The organism is Marinobacter nauticus ATCC 49840 (genome assembly GCF_000284615.1).
In the GTDB taxonomy this organism is placed as follows: domain Bacteria; phylum Pseudomonadota; class Gammaproteobacteria; order Pseudomonadales; family Oleiphilaceae; genus Marinobacter; species Marinobacter nauticus.
This window is the reverse complement of the sequence record NC_017067.1, coordinates 2,058,367-2,075,628: the sequence shown is the minus strand read 5'-3', so window position 1 is coordinate 2,075,628 and position 17,262 is coordinate 2,058,367. Positions and strand designations below refer to the sequence as shown.

The window sequence follows — 17,262 nt, the reverse complement described above, 5'->3', positions numbered from 1 at the left end:
AGGGTGGATAGCGCCGGAGTGAAAAACCTGCCAACTCCGGCGCTCGTTTTTACACGCGAATCCAGCGAGAGAGTACCTCCCGCAACGTATCCCTTCGCACGGGCTTGGTCAGATAGTCGTTCATACCTGCTTCTTTGCAGGCTTTCTCAGTATCCTCAGACACATCTGCGGTCAGTGCGATAATGGGTACGCCGCTCTGACCATTTCCCTGTTCCCAGTCGCGGATCATACGGGTGGCATCATAGCCATCCATTACTGGCATCTGGCAGTCCATCAGAATGACATCATAACCTTCGTGGTCATTTTTGATTCGTCTAACAGCATCGGTACCATTGGTCACGCATTCGGTCTGGAATCCGAACTTCCGCAACAGCGCTTCCGTTACTTTCTGGTTCACCAGATTATCCTCGACCACGAGGGCCCGGGCGGTACCGGTCACCTGTTCCCGTGGCTCATCGGTTGGAGGATTCTGATAGGCTAGCTCGAAAGGCAGCTCGAACCGGAATGAGGACCCCTGGCCGATGTCGGACTCCACCTGCACATGCCCGCCCATCAATTCGACCAGGCGTTGGACCAGCGACAGCCCGAGCCCTGTGCCACCGTGAGCCCGGTTATCGCCGGTGTCGAGCTGCTCAAAGCTGTTGAAGACACTTTGCAGTCGTTCCGCAGGAATACCAGAGCCTGAATCCTTAACCGAGCATTGGACGAGTACGCAGTGGTTTTCAAGCTCAAGCCAGTTCACCCGGATACCGACGAACCCTTCGCTGGTGAACTTCAGTGAGTTGTCGATCAGCCCGGCAAGGATCTGTCTCACTCGCGGCGCATCCCCCAGCACGGCAGGATGCCGTGGCCATTCACCGAGGAATTGGAGATCCAGGCTCAGCCCCTGCTTTTCTGCGGCGTGACGGTATGAGGCGACGCAATTGGTGAACAGGCTCTGAAGATCGAAGGCCCGTTGGTCCAATACCAGATTGCCATTGTCCATTCTGGCGTAGTCCAGGATATCGGAGATCACGGTCAGCAGGTCTTCCGTGGATTGCCGGGCCGTGGTCAAATAGTCGCTCTGGCGCTTGGTCAACGGCTCTTCATGAATCAGGTCAACCATGCCGAGCACGCCGTTCAGAGGAGTCCGAAGTTCGTGACTCATGGTAGCGAGAAACTCTGACTTGGCCTGGCTGGCGTGTTCAGCTTTCTCCCGGGCACTTTCAGAAATCGCCAGTGTCTGGTCCCGGGCAGACCGAAGTTGTTCCAGATGAACTGCGAGTTCGTTCAACTGTTGCTGTATCTCCGCAATTTCCCGGGCACTGCCCTTGCTGGAGACCGGTTGCGTGGTGTAGTCACCAACAATCAGCTTGCCAACGCGGCTGGACAGTTGTCGCATGGGCTGAAGGATATTGTTCAGGAAATGGTTTGCCAGCAGCAGGCTGAACACCAGCAAGGCAAAGCCCACGGTCAGGGAGCTCCAGAGAATATCCTGCCTTCGGGTTTCCAGAACGTCGGGGTTCACCCCGACTTGCACCAGTCCTACCCGAAGCGATCCGGAATTGAAGTTCCAGCCGCCGGTAAACCAGTCACCCGCTCCACCAGAACCGATCTCCAGTGGTTCCTGCAGAATCTCGGCCTCATAGATGTCGAAGATTCCGTCTGCTGTATGTTCCGATTCGATACCTCGGCTGACAAAACCGAGCTCTTCGCCAACGACGTCGGTCACGCGAATCCAGTCTGCTTTGCTGCGTTTCAGGGACTGCCCGAGGACCTGCTCCAGAGCCGTTGAGTTACCGGAGACCACGGCATACTCAAGTGCTGGGGCGAGGCTGTCTGCGAGCATCTGACTGCTTTGGGCCAGGTCCAGACGGGCATCTTCGAGACGGGCTGAGGTAAAGAAAACCATCAATGCCACAAAAATCACAACCGCGGGCAGGGCGCCAAGCAGGAGAAGACGCCGCGAGAGTGACATGCCGGGAGTATTGGCTGTGCTGCTCATTGGCCTGCCTCCTGGTTGTTCTCGCTAATCATGTTTTGTACCGCCTGGGCAATCCACTCCCGTTCTGGCAGCGGGATGTTCAGGGATCGCGCAACCTGCTGGTTTACTTCAACCCGGTATTCGTCAGGGTAGGTTGGCGCCGGGAAGGCGCCTGAGTCGAAATAGGTTATCAGGTGACTGGCTGCAAGCTCAGCCATCTCAGTGAATGGCGCATAACTGGAGGCGAGGGCGCCGGCCTTGACATAGGCCTGGCTCGGGCCGATCAGGATCTTGTTCCTGCGATAGGCGGTCAGCAGAATGTGTTTGATATTGCGTGGGTTGTAAATGGCATCATCCTGCCCGGCAAGCAGAAAATCACCGAAGCTGAGGGCTCGAATCAGGCTTGGGATAAGTTGATCCTCGGTATCGGCAATAAAGACCTTGGCTTCCAGGCCGTAGGGTGCCAGTTGATCGATGAGGGGTTCGTAAAGTTCTACGCTTTCGGTTGTGGCAAGCAAGGCGACGCGGGTTGCCTGGGGCAGGATGACCTTGCCCGTCAAGGCTTGCCGTAATAAGGGCGCATCGTAATAGACGGCAGAAACCTGGCCGGAAAATCGTGTGGTATACCCCTCGATGAAATCCTTATCAACCAGTAATGCCAGAACCGGAAGATCCCTGTTGGCCTGGCGCACCCGTGAGAATGCGGCAGGCCCTATTGCGATCACAGGTTTATTCTCGAGAACAGCGAGCTGGCTTTCGATCAGTGGCTCCAGTGTGACCTGGTCGCCAAGCTGTTCTGTCAGCAGGCGGGCAACATGGTCATCCAGAGCGGCGTTTCCAGATCCGGCGATATAGGCTGATCTGGTCCCCGATTCCTGGCCCAGGGCGAGACCAGAATCAACGAACAACAAAGCCATCAGCCAGACCAACATAGAGGTGACTCTGGCAAGTCTGGATGTACGGCCCGTTGTAACGTTACCGTTAGGGTTGAGCATCGTCTGACAGCTGGTCCATTCCATTGACTGTTTAGTTTCCTGCCCTGCACACCGTCAAAAGCGAATACCGGCTTCAACAAAAAACTGATTATGATCTTCGATGTTGTTGTCTGAGCTTAGCTCAGGTTCCCGGTTCAGGTAATGTTGCATGGATAGCGCGATTTCAGCCGTATAACGGGGCTGGAATATCTGTTTCACCAACCGGGTATCAAAGCGTTCAAACCGGGTGTTGAATTCGTCGGCCCAGTAAAATGCACCAGACCACTTAAAGCCTGCGGGAAGATCCTGAATAACCGCCAGGCTGCCCGAGTGCCGGACAGACATCCGCTCCAGCAGTTCGGTCATGTAGCGCTGCTCGTTTTCGTTTACCGTGCCGTCAGATTCCAGAATCGGCGCGCCGGTATACCAGGTCTCCTGATCAAGATAGCCGTAGCTTGCTCGAAGCAGGGTGCCGGGAAAATCGAGGCTGGCCTCTATCTCAAAACCCTTCTGGTCAACGGCCACGTTGTTTTCCAGCGTCCATTCCTTGAGCTGGATAACGCCACTGATCATGTCTCTGAGCTCATCGCGAAAGCCTCTGACTTCCAGCGAGAACAGCGCTTGATCCAGAGGAAACTGCCCGAAGTAGCTGATTTCGTGAGAGGTAATGGTCTCCTCCTCAAGATCGTTCCCCAGTGTGAGGATACCTGTTTCCTGGGCGGCGTCCTCAATGGTGACGCGGCGACCTTCAAGGTCAGAATAGATTGCCGGTCTGACATTACGCAGGGTGTATCCCCAGTCAGGGCTTTGCTCAAATCCATCAGGCGTTCTGACAGCCTGGGAGAACACAAACCTCAGGGCGTGGTTATTGTTCACCACGAAGTTCGCGGCTGCGCGGGGAGAGAAATAGCTGTCGCCTGTGGTGCTGGTTCGCTCCCAGTTGCCGCCGGCATTAAAGGTGACCCATTGCCAGGGACTGTATTCCAGATTGCCGAACAAGCGGGACTGATAGTTGTTTCCGCGCCCGTTGAAGTAGGTTTCTGAACGGAAGATATCTTTACGGAAACCCGCGCCGGAAACCAGTTTCAGGCTGTCGCTGACAATCAGCGTATCCTGAGCTTCCAGTTCAATCCGGGTATCTTCGGAATCTGCATCCACTACTGCAAAAGCGTCGGGACCGCCCTGGGATATGAAACAGCGCCGTTCCCGCCCGCCGGCCGTGTACGTGTACTCGTACAATGGAATGTTGTTTCGGAGGCATTCCACCGTGCTGTCCGGGAAACTGATGGCATATTCCTGGCGCCGGTCAAAGTTCTCAACGCTGGCCTGCAAGTGGATGAAATGCTCGCTTGAGAAACTATGGTTGAGCTTGCTTTGCAGATAGTAGTCCCGCACGTCGATGTCCGGATGGTCCAGCGGATTGAGTTCGCCGCTTTTGTCCTTGTCCTGGTATTTGGTGCCATCGACCACGCCGCCCTGAAGTTCCAGGTTAGTCCCCGGCGTAAATGTCAGTCGAGAATCGTAGATAAAAGAGTTGATGTCGTGGCCATCATTGAACGGGAAACGTTCATCGTCATCGATCTGATAATCAAATCCGTCGAACTTGCGTTTCTCGAAACTCAGGCGCCAGTCGTAGCTCGAATCCGCATTGCCGGTGGAGGCAAAAGTGCGCAGGTAGCCCCTGGAGCCACTGGTGACCGTCGTTTCCAGGTTGGCGCTGTCCGCAGGATCCCGAGTAATGATGTTGATAGTGCCCAGAAATGCGTTGATACCATAGGCGGCCGAATTCGGTCCTCTGGCTACCTCAATGCGCTCGATCAGCTCGAGGGGCACAGGCATGGTTTCCCAGTCCATGTCGGACAGAGTGGCCCGGTGAGCCGTCCGGCCGTCTACCAGAACCTGCATTCTCCGCTGTTCGTAGTGGACTGTGCCGTGGTAGGTAACTACGGGTTGATGGCTGCCAACAAAGTTCACCACCATGCCTGGCACCAGGCGGAAGACTTCATACAGGCTTCTGATACCCAGATCCCGAATCAGGTCTCCGGCAATCACCGTCGTACTGCCGGGTACTCGGGTTTTGGGCTGCCGCAGTCTGGTGGTGGTCAGCACTTCCGGTATCGTGGCGTTCAAGCCGGGAATACTGTCCTCGAAACCGGAATCGAGAGTTTGTGCGGTGCCGGGTAATGCCGTGCCGCTCAGCGCTGCAGAGAGGGAAACCGACAGCCATATGCGTCCTTGCAAGCGATGAAGAGAGCGTTGCTTTGCAAACCGGTAATTCGTAATGGCCATGTGTGTCGTTCTATAATTTGCCGAGATGAAAATATTGTTATGGTTCTCAACTAATCCTAAGTGAGAGAGCCCCGTTTGTCTCCATAAAGAATACAGATTTTCCATTATCGGAGTTGCTGTTGTATGAACTGTTGGGATCTTCTCGGAATCGAGCCGACTGGCGACCAGGATCGGATACGCCAGGCCTACGAGCGTCAGTTGAAGTTTGCGTCAGGCGATGAGGCCCAGGCCCTGGAGCGGGCCTACCGTGAAGCGACCGGTGGCGCGGAGCCCCAATCGACGGCCAATGCGCCGGACGGAGTCCCGTCATCAAGCCCGACAGACAATGATTCCGGACAACTCCGCTATGAAGACGCTGATTCCCGGGCGCTGACGTCCGAAGAGGCCCAGGTTACCCGGGAAGTCATTATCCAGATCAGGGCGTTGATGAACGACAATTACCGCCAGCAGGACGTTGCTATCTGGAAGGCCATCCTGTGTGAACCCCCGGCAGATCGTGTTGATGTTCGCCGGGAGATTGGTCGCCAGTTGGAGCCCCAGGTTCGCCCGCTGGCAGAAAACGGCGCGCTTCCGGCTCCGGTCGCGCGCTTTCTGGGGGACTGGTTCGAGTGGTTCAGCCTGAAAGATGTTGTTGAAGAACCGGATCCACGGACTTACCCGGAGTCGGATATGCTATCTGGCCGAGGCATGGGGGAGGGGGAAAGCGATTCCGCCGACCAGCCTCCACAGATGGTCAATTTCTGGCCGGCGGTTATTGGCTGGATTGTGGGTTTAGCGATTCTGGCAACCATTTTCGGAGGCATGGGCGGGGGCTGATTTTGCCTGTTGAATTTTCTCACGATACTTCTGCGCAAGAATGGCCCCGACAATCACCTGGATCTGGTTGTAGCACATAATCGGCAACACGATCATGCCAAACCCCGGATGGCCAGAGAAAAGCACTTTGGCCATCGGCAAGCCAGATGCCAGGCTCTTCTTGGAACCACAGAAAACCACCGCGGCTTCATCCTCCAGACTGAACCCCAGCTTTCGCACCATCAATCGAGCGATCAGCATAAACAGCCCCAACAAGCCGAAGCAGATCAGAATCGCCAGGACGATGGCCTGTACCGGAAGGTTCTGCCACAACCCGCTAACCACGGAGTGAGAGAAGGCGGAGTATACGATGACCCAGATCACACACTGGTCATAGCGCGCCATCAGTGACTCATTGCGTGACAGGTAGCCGCCGAGCCAGGGGCGCAGGGCATGGCCAATCGCAAATGGCAGCAGTAGCTGAAGTACGATGTCTTTCAGTGCCTCGGCAACCGAGAACTCTCCGGCGCCCGAGGTGGATACCAGGAGCAGCAACAAAAACGGTGTCAGCATCATGCCGAACACATTGGATGCGGCCGCACTGCAGATGGCAGCCGGTACGTTGCCCCGGGCCATGGCGGTGTAGGCAATCGAAGAAGATACAGCGGATGGAAGCACGCCCAGATACAGAAAACCCAGCCCCAGGTCTTTGGGCATCCACTTGGGCGCAATAGTGCTCAGTTCATTGACCGGCAGTACGGCAAGGGGGAAAAACACGAAGGTGAGGGCGGTAATCAGGATGTGCAGCCGCCAATGGGTGGCGCCGTCGATGATCTGCTGTCTGGACAGGGCTGCGCCATGAAAGAAAAACAGTAAGGCCACCGCGATGGTACCTGCGGTGCCGAGCGCTTCTGCCGCCTGTCCCGTTACCGGCAGGAACGAGGCGAGAACAATGGCGCCAAGTAACAGCAGGGTAAAGGTGTCTATCCGGAATTTCACAACTTACTCCTTACCACTGAGGGCATTGAGGCTTGGTGTCAGAAGCGCCCTCGATAGTGCCTCCGCTTTATCGGAATCTTTCCGGCGAATGGCTGCCAACAGCAGTTCGTGGTCTTCCTGGCTGGGTTCAGGGAGATCTGAATCCATTTCGGTTCGCTCGATGGTCTGGCTAACCGCGTGAGAGAAATAGTCGTAGAGCTCAATCAGCGCAGAATTGTGAGATGCTCGTACCAACGAGTGATGAAACCGCTCGTCGTGCCGTATACGTTCGGCAATGACCTCTCCGGCCGCCGCTCGCGCATCCAGGGCCTCGGTCATGGCTTTAAGATCCGCTTCGTTGCGGCGCCTCGCTGCCAGGCGCGCCGCTTCCGTCTCCAGCGTAATCCGGACCTCAATCTGTTCTGCCAGTCGGCTTCGGGCAATTCTCCTAAGTGTTTCTCCGGCGTCCCTGTTTGCGCGCACGTAGGTCCCGTCTCCCTGTCGGGTTTCCAGCATGCCAACGTGCACCAGAACCCTTACGGCTTCGCGGATTGTATTGCGACTGATCCCTAAAGCCTCGGAGAGCTCTGCCTCAACGGGTAAGCGAGTACCTACCGGCCATTCCCCGCTCTCAATCGTTTTCCGGAGACTTTCAATGGCGGTTTCGACCAGCGAACCTTTGCGGATTGGTGTCAGCATAATGGATCATCCCTCTATATGGTGATCCAATCATCCTATGTTTAAGTGCCTGATTCAACCCTGGCTTAGAAAACTCATGAGAGACCTCGGCGGGGCGGTTCCGTGCTGCTGGGCTTAGCCTTTCACCGGGTCAAGAAACTGGTAGTCCGCGGTATCCACTGACCGGGTCGCAAACCGGTAACTGAAGGTGAAGCCGGGCCAGTTCACGGTGTTTCGCCCATGCTCGTCCAGGTACCAGGAGCTGCAACCAGCATCCCATACACTGCCTTCCAGCCCGCGCTGGACCACCTGGCAGTATCGGCTCTGGCGATCCTCCCGTACATCCATGGCCGCGCCGGGATAGCGGGAGAGGGCGTCCAGGGCACTTAACACGTACCGGTACTGAGATTCGAGCATGAACAGAATCGAATTGTGTGCCAGGTTGGTATTCGGGCCATAGAGCATGAAGAGATTGGGGAATCCACTGACTGAGATGCCTTTGAAAGCTTTGCTGCCGTTGGACCATGCGTCATTCAGCGTCAGACCCTCACGGCCGGCAATGTGGATGGGCGAGAGAAACTCGCTGGCCCGGAAGCCAGTACCGAAGATGATGATGTCGGCAGGCCGGTGCTCGCCTGTTTCAGACACAATCCCGGTCTCGTCTATTCGGGCGATGCCGTCTGTGAGCAAGTTCACGTGGGGCTGATTGACCGCTCGGTACCAATCATTGGATATAAGGATTCGCTTGCAGCCAATGCGGTAATCGGGAATCAAATGGTGGAGCTTATCCGGGTCTGTTACCCAGCGGCGGGCTTCTTTCCGGGCCTGGTGGGCGAACAGATCCAGAATCCACGAGAAACGGGTAAATGCCAGAGCCCGGGATTCGTTCTTCCAGTAGATGAGGCCCCGGTAGAGGCGGTCCCACAGTGGCAGCTTTTTAAACAGTGCTTGCTCAAACTGGTGAAACGGCCGGTCCGGCTTGGGCAATACCCAGGCGGCTGAGCGCTGGTAAAGGTCCAGTTGCCCGACCAGTGGCGTAATTTCCGGCACAAACTGAATCGCGCTGGCGCCGGTTCCTATTACCGCAACGCGCTTGTTGCGAAGCTCGGTGTGGTGCTGCCATCGGGCGGAATGAAAGCAGGCGCCCCGGAAGGTCTCGAGCCCCGGAATGTTCGGCATGGCTGGCCGGTTCAACTGGCCAGTGGCGGTGATTAACACGTCGGCGTTGAATGTGTCGCCGGTTTCGGTCACCACGCGCCACTGGTTGCTGTGATCGTCAAATGCTGCGGACGTTACCGCCTGATTGAACTGGATGTGAGGCTCCAGTTGGTATTTGGTAACACAGGCTTCCATGTATTCGAGGATTTCAGGCTGAGCTCCGAATTTCCGGCTCCAGTCGTGTTTGGGCTCGAACGAGTAGGAGTAGAGGTGGGACTGAACATCGCAGGCTGCGCCGGGGTATGTGTTGTCACGCCAGGTTCCGCCCACACCGCCGGCCTTTTCCAGCAGAGTCAGGTCCGTAAATCCTGCCTGTTTGAGTTTGATGGCCATACCGATTCCGCCGAATCCGGTACCGATAATGAGAACAGAGGGTTTTCGGGTGCGAGCGTGGACCATGGATAATCCTTGTTATTGTTGTACACCAACGACTATAACGGCCCGTTTGTGTAATACATAGGCCGAATCAACCAGATTGATTGTCCGAAAAGGTCAGTAACTCCTCGGCTTTCTGAGCCATCAACTCCCGCAATACCGGCGACTCAAACTGGCGCCGGATACGAATGGCGTAAAACTCCTCGAATACGCCGGGCAGGGCGCCGTAGTCTTTCAACTCGCCGTTTCTCAACTCATCCCGGACCACCACCGGCGGCAGTATGGCGTAGTGGCCGCTGTCCCGGGTCAGCAAACGCATCATGGCCATGTCGTCAACTTCAGCGATGATTACAGGGTGAATGTGGTGGTGATCACAGAGCTGATCGAAGGCCTGCCGGATGTTGTTGTCAGGCCCGGGCAGAATCAGAGGTCGGTCGCGCAGAATATCGGGAAACCCGGGGGCATCCTGGCTGCCCGGTGGCCCGATTACGCTGACCGACTGGCGGGCTATACGGCGTGAGCGCCAGGGCGTTTCTTCGTCACCTTGTACTGGCTGATTCGACAGAATGAGATCGAGTCGGTGCGCTGATAAACGGCGAAGAAGGTCGTCAAGGCTCCCGCTTTGCAGCTTGAGCTCCAGATCTTTTCGTCCCAGCAGGGGCCGCAGGAAGCCTTCCTGAAAGTTTCTGGAGAGGGTTGCGACCGCACCGACTTTCAGAGTTTCCCGGTTGGCCTGACGCCCGGTACGAAACAGCGCCTCCAGTTCCTCCCCCTGGCGGAAAATCTCCTCAGCGTAGGTAAAGGCTACCCGCCCGGCCTCCGATAGTCGCAGTCGCCGCCCCTCCCGGACAAAAAGATCGTAGCCAAGGCTTTCCTCCAGCTTTCGTATCTGGCCGGACAATGCGGACTGTGAGATATGCAGTGATTCGGCTGCCCGGGTGAGGTGTCCGGTTCGAGCTACAGTCCAGAAATAGAAGAGGTGATGGTAGTTCAGACGCATGGTGGTCTCTTGTCTGTTCTTTAAAAGTGAACGATTTAATCTTTATAAACCATTTTATGTATGAGTGCATTAACGGCAAAGTAGGCGTGAACCTGAAGGAGCCGAACATGACAACACTTACCACGACTGCTTCGCTCGTGCTGTTGATGGCCTGGCTGGCCCTGCCTGTTGCCCTGCTGGCGCTGGCTGGATTCGCCAACTGGACGAAAAACCCTCTCAAACTGGCTCATTGCTGGCGCCTGGCGGAAAGCGGTTTCAGGCTGTTGCTGCTGGCAACCGCCACGATTGGTGCAGTCCTGTTGTTTGACCGGCTGGTGTTCGATACCGGTCTGCCGGAGCTCGGCATTCGACTGGGGCTGTACCCGGACGGATTGGCGGTATGGATGGCGATGATGGTCTGTTTCATTGCCTGGGTCATTCTTCGCTATACCCGGGACTACCTGCGTGGCGACCCGGCTTATAATTCGTTTTTGCCCTGGTTCCTCACTACAGTGGTCAGTGTACTGGTGCTGGTGTTTACCGATCACTTGCTGGTGCTGGCCGGTGCCTGGGTGGGGGTAAGCCTCTCATTGCACCAGCTGCTGACGTTGTACGCAGAACGGCCACAGGCTCGCCTCGCGGCAGCTCAGAAATTTATTGCCAGCCGGCTTGGTGATGCCGCCATTCTGGCAGCCGTACTGTTAATCTGGAATCACTACGGCAGCTTCCGCATCCCTGAAATCTATGCTTTGGGCGAACACCTGGGCCGTGAATCGCAGTCGCTGACCATCGCTTCTGTGTTGCTGGCGGTGGCTGCTGCGCTTAAATGTGCCCAGCTCCCGTTCCACGGTTGGCTGATCCGGGTGATGGAAGCTCCCACCCCTGTGTCAGCACTTCTGCATGCGGGCGTAGTTAACCTGGGCGGTTTCCTTTGGCTGCGACTGTTCCCGGTGTTTGAAGGCTTCACGGCAGGGCACATGATCCTGCTGGTTGTTGGCGGGGCAACCGCCATCGTCGCCGTGTTCACCATGATGACCCAGAATTCAGCGAAACATGGCCTGGTCTGGTCCACCAATGCCCAGATGGGCTTCATGCTGTTCGAGATTGCGCTGGGCGCCTACACGCTGGCACTACTGCACCTGCTGGCTCACTCCCTGTACAAGGCGCACTCGTTCCTGGCCGTTGGCCGTACCGTCAAAGTCTCCCGGATTGCGTTTTCAGAGCAAATCAGCAAGTCGCAAGCCGGTCTCGCTCTGCTGGCCTCTGGCCTGGCCACCGCCCTGCTGTGGCAGGCCCCACAACTGGTGGCCCACAAGCCGGTACTGGCGGCCTTGCTGGTGTTCGCGGTTGGCGCTGCCGTTCTGGGTACACCGGGAGCAAGCCAAAAAGGCGCCCGTGTCGTCGTGTTGCTGCTGGCCGTTGCTCTGGTCCCCCTGTACGGGGTGCTTAACTGGCTGCTGAGCACCGCTTTGCCTCAGATCGCGCACACAGCCTTGCCGGTTGGCGCGGAGTGGTTCGCCTGGGTAGTTCTGGCCGTGCTGTTTGTGTTGTCGCTGTTGCTATTCGCCCGCCCGCAGGGCGTGGTGGCGCAGAAGCTCCACTGGCACTTCAGCCAAGGACTCTATCTCGACAAGCCTTTCGAAAAGCTTACCCGCCGATGGGCACAAACCTGGCTCAATGCTCACGGTAAACCGGCCGACATGCGACTGCGGCACAGGGCTCTGACTGGAGAAAGATCATGAACGCACCTGTTACGTATTCTGCTTCCTGTGAACAGGTTATTCCGGAGCTTGTTAATGAAGCCTGCGAACGAATTGCGCCCATCTGGCCGTTAGATCGCTGGATCGCAGTTAACCCCTGGTGGGGCAGCAGGACTGGACCTGTCGAAAAGGTTTCCCGGGAACTGGACAACCTGTTCGGGGCAGGGTTGTTGATGCCTCCGGCTTTCTACCGGGAAGCCTGGGATGGCGGTCGTATTCAGCGTCCGCACCTTGAGGAAGCTGCCCGCGAAGCGGGCTTGAAAGATGATAGCCAGGCGCTCCTGGCCCAGCTTTCCGGGGCGGCATCAAATCAGCCCGGGTTTGTGTCGGCTCTTGGTTACACCCGCCGTGGTCAACAGGAACCGTCCCTCGAGGAGGTCCGGGAAGAGATCGGACGCGCCTGTGCGCGCTACTTCGACCTGCGTCAGAATCGCTGGCGGGTTTCTGGTACAAAACAGGATCTGTATCAGTTCTGGCTTAGTCAGTCCGGACGCTCACTGGCCCGGAAAGCCAGCATGGAAATGTTGCTGAAGCCTGACTGGCAGGAAGCCGCTGCAACGGTAGCTCGTGAGCTGCCTTACAGCAGGCGCCAACTGCCCCTGGTGATCCACCACCTGCTCGGCCATTTGCTGGGCTGGGCATCCTGGTGCAGAGGTGTGGACTGGCGAGCAGCACTGGGCGATCCTCATGAAAGCGGTACCGAACACTTCTGCGCGCAATTGGCGACCATCTGGCTCATTCATGAGGCCCATGCGCTGATCAATATGACTGAGGCAGAGCGAGAGAGCTGGCAGAATCGTTACGTCAATGCGTTCGATCTGGCGCCGGCGTCCGCTAATGAACAGGCGCTCTGGATATGGCATCGCGCCTATGAGCTGGCCTGGCAGTCCCGTTTCCTCGACGATATCCGCTCCGGTGAGCGGAGCCCAGTGGCGGAACCGGATACTGTGGCTGAAGTGCAGGCCGCCTTCTGCATAGACGTAAGGTCTGAAGTCATTCGTCGACAGCTGGAGAAGGTATACCCTGAAATCAGAACGCTGGGAGTGGCGGGTTTTTTCGGCATGCCCATTGTTCACCACAGGCATGGTCCAACCGATGACGACGCCCGGCTGCCAGGTCTGCTGGCGCCGGTGTATCGGTACTCGGAAACCCTGGGCAGTCCGTCAGAAGACCGGGAGCTGGACCGGAAACTGGACAGCCGCGAACAGGTTCGGGAGTCCGTACGCCGGGCCAAATACTCCAGCCTGTCTACATTCACACTGGTGGAAACCACTGGCCTTGCCTGGGCCTGGAAGCTGGTTCGCGACAGCCTGAACAGAAACTCTGCAAAAGCAGAGGCGGTGGAACCCGGCAGGCTCCACCACTGCGTGGACGGCTATCCTTTGTCAGATCCTGAGCGGGTAAATCTGGCGGAAGGGCTTTTGCGGGCGATGTCCCTGACCAAAGGCTTCGCCAGCGTGTTGTTGCTGGTGGGCCATGGTGCCCATACGGACAACAACCCCAACGAAGCTGGTCTGGCCTGCGGAGCCTGTGGCGGCAAAAATGGAGGGGTAAATGCCAGAGTGGCTGCCGAGCTGCTGAATGACCGGCAGGTGAGGGCGGGCCTGGCAGAGCGTGGCATTGTTATGCCCGAGAGCACCATTGCCCTGGCGGCTGAGCATTGCACGATCACGGACAGAATAACCATTTACGGGCGGGACCAGGTGCCCGACAGCCATCAGCGGGTATTTAATACGCTGGTTGAGAAGCTTGAGGCTGCTGGCCAGGCCTGTCGCAGAGAAAGAGCCACCAGTCTTGGGCTTAATGGCAAGAGCGATGATGACCTGCTTGCCGAACTCAAACGCCGGACTCGCAACTGGGCGGAAGTGCGGCCTGAGTGGGGCCTGGCCAACAATGCCGGGATGGTGATCGGCCCGCGTTCACTTACTCGCTCACTGGATCTCGGAGGGCGTTGCTTCCTGCACGACTATGATCCGTCGCAGGACCCGTCCGGAGAGGTTCTGACCCTGCTGATGTCTGCGCCCATGGTGGTGGCAAACTGGATTAATCTGCAGTATTTCGGTTCCGTTGCGAGGCCGGATATCTTCGGCGCCGGCAACAAACTGCTGCACTCGGTGGTTGGCGGCAACCTGGGTGTCATCGAGGGCAATGGTGTCGATCTCAAGATCGGACTTCCGTTGCAGTCAGTATTCGACGGTGAGCACTGGCGCCACGAGCCAATGCGCCTTGCGGTGGTGATCGATGCACCGGCGGAACGCATTGAAGCGGTGATCCGGGGTAACGCGGATGTCCGGGCTCTGGTGGAAAACCGCTGGCTCTGGCTGCACCGAGTGGAGGGCGACCAAACGCTGCGTTACGAAGACGGCAGGTGGGTAACCACCTGACCGCCGATCACATATTGCTGGCGTTGGCTGCCTCGGTGTATTGCCAGTCGATCGTTCTCGGTTGAACGCTGTCGGCGACAAAGAGGTGGCCAACGTCGGGTACCGCGTACCAGAGTTCACCGCGGGTGGGGTTCTGGCGCGCAAACTCCGCATGGCTCATGCCGATTTCCCAGATTTCATCGCTCTGCCAGCCTTCCGGGGCAAGTTCAATACGCACTTCCGAGCCGATCAGGCTGATGGCTTCAATGCGCAGGGGCAGGCGGGCCTTGGCCGCGGGGGATCGGGACAGCTGAACTTCGTGGGGGCGCAGGTAGAGCTGGGCTTCCTGATCCTGGCGAATCCCCGGCAGGGATACCCAGGCATCGCCCTGAACCAGTTTCTGACCTTTCACCAAACCCGACAACACGTTGACGTGGCCCAGGAAGTCGAAGACGAACCGGCTTTCTGGCCGGGCATACAGTCCAGTCGGTGAATTCACCTGTTCCACCTGACCCTGGCTCATAACCACCACCTGGTCTGACAGCTCCAGCGCTTCTTCCTGATCGTGGGTCACGAAAATGCTGGTGAAGTGGTACTCGTCGTGTAACGCGCGAAGCCAGCGGCGCAAATCCTTTCGGACTTTGGCATCCAGGGCGCCGAAGGGCTCATCCAGCAGCAGAATACGAGGCTGAGTTGCCAGCGCGCGAGCCAGAGCAACACGCTGTTTCTGCCCACCAGACAGCTGTGCCGGATAGCGTTTGGCCAGTTCGGGCAACTGAATCATCTCCAGCAGCTTGGCCACCCGTTGGCGGATTTCCGGCTTTGAGGGGCGCTGCTTTTTGGGGAGCGACTCCAGGCCGAACGCGATGTTCTCGGCAACGGTCAGGTGCCGGAACAGGGCGTAATGCTGAAACACAAACCCGATGTTGCGGTCGCGAACGTGTAACTGGCTGACATCGTCACCACCGAACAGGATGCGGCCGGAATCCGAAGACTCCAGTCCGGCAATAATCCGGAGTAAGGTGGTTTTGCCGGAGCCAGAGGGGCCGAGAAGGGCGGTGAGCTGGCCTTCGGGAATATCCAGAGAGACATTCTTCAGCGCTTGAAAGCCGCCGAAGTGCTTGTTGATCTGGTCAATGGTGATACTCATGTCACGCACCTCCTTCTTCGGGCGTCGCGTGTTCAGCTCGGGACTGACGCCATTCGACAAATGCTTTTGCAATCAGTGTCAGGATGGCGATACCGGCCAGCAGTGAAGCACTGGCAAAGGCCCCGACAATGTTGTAATCCTGATAAAGCAGTTCAACATGCAGCGGTAAGGTATTGGTTTCTCCGCGAACATTGCCGGATACCACCGAGACCGCACCGAACTCACCTACAGCCCGGGCGTTGGTCAGCACCACACCGTAGATCAATGCCCACTTGATATTAGGCAGTGTGATTTTGCGAAAAATCCGCCAGCCGGAAGCGCCCAGCACCACGCCGGCTTCTTCCTCCTCGCTGCCTTGTTGCTGCATCAAGGGGATCAGCTCCCTGGCCACAAACGGACAGGTTACGAATACGGTGACCATCACGATGCCGGGCCAGGAGAACATCAACTGAACGTCGTAGTTGCTCAGCCAACTGCCCAGCCAGCCGTTCCGGCCATAGAGCAGCAGGTACAGCAGACCGGCAACAACCGGTGATACCGCAAATGGAATATCGATCAGGGTGATCAACAGCTTGCGCCCGGGAAAACGGAACCGAGTAACCGACCAGGCGAGGGCTGTCCCGAAAACCAGGTTAAGCGGCACCGTGAGTGCGGCCACAAACAGAGTCAGGCCGATGGCATCCAGGGTGTATTCATCCAGGACATTGCCGGCAAAAGCGCTCCAGCCTGTGCTCAGCGCCTGCGTAAAGATCACCACTACGGGAATCACCAGCATGATCAGAGTAATTGCGAGGGCCAGCCCGATCAGGCTGCGGCGCACCCAGGGTTGGTCACCAATACGGCGGTTTTGCGCAGCCATCTATCGACCCTCCAGCCTGCGCAGGTAGCGACCCTGCCAGAGGTTGATGGAGAACAGCAGAATCAGCGACGCCAGCAATACCAGCGAGGCAATGGCACTGGCGGCCGCGTAGTCATACTCCTGCAGACGGATGAAGATCATCAGGCTGGTGACTTCGCTGACGTAGGGCGTGTTGCCGGCGATAAAGATAATCGCACCAAATTCGCCCAGGCTCCGCGTGAAGGACAACGCGATTCCAGTTACCAGGGCGGGCCAGAGTGATGGGAATATAACCTTGCGGAACACGCGCCCGTCAGACGCTCCCAAACTAACGGCGGCTTCTTCATCGGCTGGCGACAGCTCTTCAAGCACCGGCTGCACTGTACGCACCACAAACGGGATACTGGTGAAAGCCATGGCCACCACGATGCCCAGCGGCGTAAACGCAACCTCTACACCGATTTTGGCCAGCCATTGGCCGTACCAGCCATTCTGGGAAAACAACGTTGCCAGGGTGATGCCGGCGACAGCAGTCGGCAAGGCAAAGGGCAGGTCGACCACGGCGTCGACAATACGCTTGCCCGGAAACTCATAGCGCACCAGCACCCAGGCCAACAGCAACCCGAACAGGCCATTGAACAGTGACGCTGCAAGGGCCGTCCATAAGGTAACCTTGTAGGACTCCACCACGCGCGGATCGGTGATGGTGAACCAGAATTGGTCCCAGGTCATACCGGAGGTCTCGACGACCAGGCCGGTCATCGGCAGCAGCAAAACCAGGCTGACAAAAAACAGCGAAATGCCGAGGCTCAGACCGAACCCCGGCAATACCCGTTTGTTACGACGACCAAGGCGCCGCACGGGGGCGACGCCTGCTTGAGCGGAGGTGGGCATGGCTTGTT

At 57.5% G+C, this 17,262-nt stretch carries 13 protein-coding genes; 3 read left to right on the top strand and 10 right to left on the bottom strand.

Going from position 1 to position 17,262, the window contains the following annotated elements; genetic code table 11:
• Positions 1-49 precede the first annotated feature (49 nt).
• From MARHY_RS09635 to MARHY_RS09625, 3 genes are all read right to left on the bottom strand, one after another.
• Positions 50-1,984, bottom strand: coding sequence for an ATP-binding protein (locus tag MARHY_RS09635; RefSeq protein ID WP_014421639.1), 1,935 nt, complete (start codon positions 1,982-1,984; stop codon positions 50-52).
• Entirely contained in the window at positions 1,981-2,895 is a 915-nt protein-coding gene (locus MARHY_RS09630) for an ABC transporter substrate-binding protein (RefSeq protein ID WP_014421638.1), read from the bottom strand. The genes MARHY_RS09635 and MARHY_RS09630 overlap by 4 nt, the downstream gene beginning before the upstream one ends.
• A gap of 117 nt (positions 2,896-3,012) precedes the next feature.
• Positions 3,013-5,226 (bottom strand): TonB-dependent receptor plug domain-containing protein, encoded by a 2,214-nt coding sequence (locus MARHY_RS09625; protein ID WP_014421637.1) that lies wholly within the window; start codon positions 5,224-5,226, stop codon positions 3,013-3,015.
• Positions 5,227-5,349: 123 nt separating this feature from the next.
• On the opposite strand from MARHY_RS09625, the gene MARHY_RS09620 reads away from it, so the two are divergent.
• Positions 5,350-6,042, top strand: coding sequence for a J domain-containing protein (locus MARHY_RS09620; RefSeq protein ID WP_014421636.1), 693 nt, complete (start codon positions 5,350-5,352; stop codon positions 6,040-6,042).
• Here MARHY_RS09620 and MARHY_RS09615 read toward each other — a convergent pair.
• The 4 genes from MARHY_RS09615 to MARHY_RS09600 form a co-directional block, all read right to left on the bottom strand.
• A complete protein-coding gene (locus tag MARHY_RS09615) occupies positions 5,998-7,020 on the bottom strand; it encodes a bile acid:sodium symporter family protein (protein ID WP_014421635.1) in 1,023 nt (340 codons plus the stop codon). The two genes, MARHY_RS09620 and MARHY_RS09615, sit on opposite strands and share 45 nt — an antisense overlap.
• A gap of 3 nt (positions 7,021-7,023) precedes the next feature.
• Positions 7,024-7,698, bottom strand: coding sequence for a FadR/GntR family transcriptional regulator (locus MARHY_RS09610; protein ID WP_014421634.1), 675 nt, complete (start codon positions 7,696-7,698; stop codon positions 7,024-7,026).
• 114 nt (positions 7,699-7,812) lie between these two features.
• On the bottom strand, positions 7,813-9,294 hold the full coding sequence (locus MARHY_RS09605; RefSeq protein ID WP_014421633.1) for a flavin-containing monooxygenase: 1,482 nt from the start codon (positions 9,292-9,294) through the stop codon (positions 7,813-7,815).
• A gap of 67 nt (positions 9,295-9,361) precedes the next feature.
• Complete coding sequence (locus MARHY_RS09600) at positions 9,362-10,270, bottom strand: LysR family transcriptional regulator (RefSeq protein ID WP_014421632.1); 909 nt, start codon at positions 10,268-10,270, stop codon at positions 9,362-9,364.
• A gap of 107 nt (positions 10,271-10,377) precedes the next feature.
• Here MARHY_RS09600 and MARHY_RS09595 point away from each other — a divergent pair, with 107 nt between their 5' ends.
• Entirely contained in the window at positions 10,378-11,991 is a 1,614-nt protein-coding gene (locus MARHY_RS09595) for an NADH-quinone oxidoreductase subunit L (protein ID WP_014421631.1), read from the top strand.
• The gene (locus tag MARHY_RS09590; protein ID WP_014421630.1) at positions 11,988-14,393 is read left to right on the top strand and encodes a YbcC family protein; all 2,406 of its coding nucleotides are present in this window, start codon (positions 11,988-11,990) and stop codon (positions 14,391-14,393) included. The genes MARHY_RS09595 and MARHY_RS09590 overlap by 4 nt, the downstream gene beginning before the upstream one ends.
• A gap of 7 nt (positions 14,394-14,400) precedes the next feature.
• Here MARHY_RS09590 and MARHY_RS09585 read toward each other — a convergent pair whose 3' ends face one another.
• From MARHY_RS09585 to cysT, 3 genes are read right to left on the bottom strand one after another with little or no spacing between them, the layout of a single operon-like run.
• Positions 14,401-15,522: a sulfate/molybdate ABC transporter ATP-binding protein gene (locus MARHY_RS09585; protein WP_014421629.1), complete on the bottom strand. Its 1,122-nt coding sequence runs from the start codon at positions 15,520-15,522 to the stop codon at positions 14,401-14,403.
• Between the two features lies 1 nt (position 15,523).
• Positions 15,524-16,381, bottom strand: coding sequence for a sulfate ABC transporter permease subunit CysW (cysW, locus tag MARHY_RS09580; RefSeq protein WP_011784863.1), 858 nt, complete (start codon positions 16,379-16,381; stop codon positions 15,524-15,526).
• The gene (gene cysT, locus MARHY_RS09575; protein ID WP_011784864.1) at positions 16,382-17,254 is read right to left on the bottom strand and encodes a sulfate/thiosulfate ABC transporter permease CysT; all 873 of its coding nucleotides are present in this window, start codon (positions 17,252-17,254) and stop codon (positions 16,382-16,384) included.
• Positions 17,255-17,262 lie beyond the last annotated feature (8 nt).

What these genes read in the sequence shown, in the direction of transcription:
- MARHY_RS09635 (WP_014421639.1), bottom strand. Translation starts at nt 1,984, where the DNA reads ATGAGCAGCACAGCCAATACTCCCGGCATGTCACTCTCGCGGCGTCTT.
- MARHY_RS09630 (WP_014421638.1), bottom strand. Translation starts at nt 2,895, where the DNA reads ATGTTGGTCTGGCTGATGGCTTTGTTGTTCGTTGATTCTGGTCTCGCC.
- MARHY_RS09625 (WP_014421637.1), bottom strand. Translation starts at nt 5,226, where the DNA reads ATGGCCATTACGAATTACCGGTTTGCAAAGCAACGCTCTCTTCATCGC.
- MARHY_RS09620 (WP_014421636.1), top strand. Translation starts at nt 5,350, where the DNA reads ATGAACTGTTGGGATCTTCTCGGAATCGAGCCGACTGGCGACCAGGAT.
- MARHY_RS09610 (WP_014421634.1), bottom strand. Translation starts at nt 7,698, where the DNA reads ATGCTGACACCAATCCGCAAAGGTTCGCTGGTCGAAACCGCCATTGAA.
- MARHY_RS09605 (WP_014421633.1), bottom strand. Translation starts at nt 9,294, where the DNA reads ATGGTCCACGCTCGCACCCGAAAACCCTCTGTTCTCATTATCGGTACC.
- MARHY_RS09600 (WP_014421632.1), bottom strand. Translation starts at nt 10,270, where the DNA reads ATGCGTCTGAACTACCATCACCTCTTCTATTTCTGGACTGTAGCTCGA.
- MARHY_RS09595 (WP_014421631.1), top strand. Translation starts at nt 10,378, where the DNA reads ATGACAACACTTACCACGACTGCTTCGCTCGTGCTGTTGATGGCCTGG.
- MARHY_RS09590 (WP_014421630.1), top strand. Translation starts at nt 11,988, where the DNA reads ATGAACGCACCTGTTACGTATTCTGCTTCCTGTGAACAGGTTATTCCG.
- MARHY_RS09585 (WP_014421629.1), bottom strand. Translation starts at nt 15,522, where the DNA reads ATGAGTATCACCATTGACCAGATCAACAAGCACTTCGGCGGCTTTCAA.
- cysW (WP_011784863.1), bottom strand. Translation starts at nt 16,381, where the DNA reads ATGGCTGCGCAAAACCGCCGTATTGGTGACCAACCCTGGGTGCGCCGC.
- cysT (WP_011784864.1), bottom strand. Translation starts at nt 17,254, where the DNA reads ATGCCCACCTCCGCTCAAGCAGGCGTCGCCCCCGTGCGGCGCCTTGGT.